Annotated in this window: 3 protein-coding genes; all 3 read right to left on the bottom strand. The window is 64.7% G+C overall.

Going from position 1 to position 1,821, the window contains the following annotated elements; genetic code table 11:
- A partial coding sequence (locus AC1DT2_RS22335; protein WP_477298809.1) for a DNA cytosine methyltransferase occupies positions 1 to 1,291 on the bottom strand: 1,291 nt, incomplete at its 3' end.
- The gene (locus AC1DT2_RS22330) at positions 1,284 to 1,490 is read right to left on the bottom strand and encodes a hypothetical protein (protein ID WP_477298808.1); all 207 of its coding nucleotides are present in this window, start codon (positions 1,488 to 1,490) and stop codon (positions 1,284 to 1,286) included. The genes AC1DT2_RS22330 and AC1DT2_RS22335, both read right to left, overlap by 8 nt.
- Before the next feature lie 7 nt (positions 1,491 to 1,497).
- Positions 1,498 to 1,773: a hypothetical protein gene (locus tag AC1DT2_RS22325; protein WP_477298807.1), complete on the bottom strand. Its 276-nt coding sequence runs from the start codon at positions 1,771 to 1,773 to the stop codon at positions 1,498 to 1,500.
- Between the last annotated feature and the right edge of the window lie 48 nt (positions 1,774 to 1,821).

Raw genomic sequence — 1,821 nt, 5'->3', positions numbered from 1 at the left:
GCACGAGGGTGGGAGCGACAACGGCGAAGTGACCACCCTTCACCTCGGCGCACATTGTGCCGACCGGCTTGGTCGCAGCCTTGTTCGTGTTGACGGACGACTGGGCGTGTTGAGTTACGAACGGGGCAAGAGTCGGCTGCACCGCAGTAAGTTCGCCCCGATTGGCGCCGGTGATCGTCGGGAAGGGCTCGCTGCCGGGATGGACGCGGCGCTCGCCATGATGGGTTACTGGCGTGATCAGCGGTGCCAACTGCGGCACGGCCACGCATGCATCGGCCTTAGACGTCGTCGTGGGTGCCGGTTCATGCACCGATCGCTCGGCAGTCTGGCCCATCCGGCCGCCCACACCCACGATGAAGGGCTCGGCGGCATCGATCACGTAGCGCTTCACGCCGCGAGCAATGCGGCGCAAGGTGGCATCAGCGAGCGGCCGCTTCACGCCCAGCTTCCGGGCTTCAACCTTGCCCAAGAAGATCGACGGGCAAGGCACGTCGAAGTCGATGCAATCGGCGGCCGTGACGAACGGCGTGAGCCCCGGGCCGCCACCATGGGTTGGCTTGGGCCAAACGATCGGCATGCCATCGCGGCGGGCAATGAGGAACAGTCGCTTGCGGCTCGTGCCCGCGCCGTAGTCGCATGCCGACAGCTTCCGCCATTCGACGACATAGCCAAGCGAGCGGAGCGCCGCTACGAACTGGTCCCACGTACGGCCGGCATGCTTCTTATCCGGCACCAGGCTCTGTTCCCAGACCGACACGCGCTCCCCAGGTGCGGCGACGGTGCCGTCGAGCTTCACGACCCTTCCGGTGGCCTTGTCCCGCTTCGCGATCAGCGGACCCCATTTCAGAATCTGCTCGACGTTCTCCAGGCTGATGATGCGCGGCGCGAGGCCGGCGGCGGCCAGCGTGCCGGCGACCTTGAGCACGACCCACGACAGCGAGCGTGTTGCTTTGCTTCGCGGCTGCCCGCCCTTCGCCTGGCTGAAATGCGTGCAGTCAGGCGAGGCATGGAACCAGCCTACAAGGCGGCCGAGGACTTCACGAAGAATATCCACGGTCCACACGTCAGCCGGAAGGTGACGGGTAAAAGGGTGGTTCGCTGCGTGCATACCGAGCGCCCACGGATCATGGTTGACCGCCACATCGGGATCGCGGCCAAGCGCCTGCTTCAGCGCCTCACTGGCACCACCGCCACCGGCGAAGAAGTCCACGACGATCTCGCCCGGGCGAAGGGCCGAAACAAGTGCCTTCTTGGGGAAGTTGAAGCCGGATTGCGAGCTGCCATCAGCCATGTGCGCGGAGGTCCTGTGATGCGTTCTGCGGAAGATCGGGATAGGTGCCCCACGGCGCGCGGAGTTCGCGCCACGGGTTGTCGGAGCCAATGGCCGAGCGATGCGCAAATCGGCCGCGCACGCCGTTGTCCCAGAGCTCACGGCACCTGGTGGTCTGGTTGTCGAACCAGCCGGAGAAGAGGTCGGGCGTGCGCGGCATGGCAGGATCAGTCTTCGTCGTCGGAGGAGATGAACTTCTCGATCTGCTCGGCGCTGGGCTTCTTCCAGTTGCTCACAGCGCCCGTGTCGAGATCGATGTCGAGCATCACGTAATCGCCGTAGTGCTCACCGGGCATAAAGTCCGGCACGTAGCCGTCGTCCTGTCCGCCGAGGGACTTGCCGCTTTCGTCGAGGATGTCTGCACCGAAGCGGTCGCTGCACTTGACGCAGATGCGCAGCGTCTTCGCGATTACTGGCACTACCTTGGTTTGGCTGATTTCCATTGAAGATCCTTTCGCCGGTCACGCCGGCGCTGGTGGATAGGTTTAGGC

This window comes from Luteibacter sp. P4_E6, from assembly GCF_056401535.1.
This window is presented reverse-complemented; position numbering and strand designations above follow the sequence as displayed.

What these genes read in the sequence shown, in the direction of transcription:
- AC1DT2_RS22330 (WP_477298808.1), bottom strand. Translation starts at nt 1,490, where the DNA reads ATGCCGCGCACGCCCGACCTCTTCTCCGGCTGGTTCGACAACCAGACC.
- AC1DT2_RS22325 (WP_477298807.1), bottom strand. Translation starts at nt 1,773, where the DNA reads ATGGAAATCAGCCAAACCAAGGTAGTGCCAGTAATCGCGAAGACGCTG.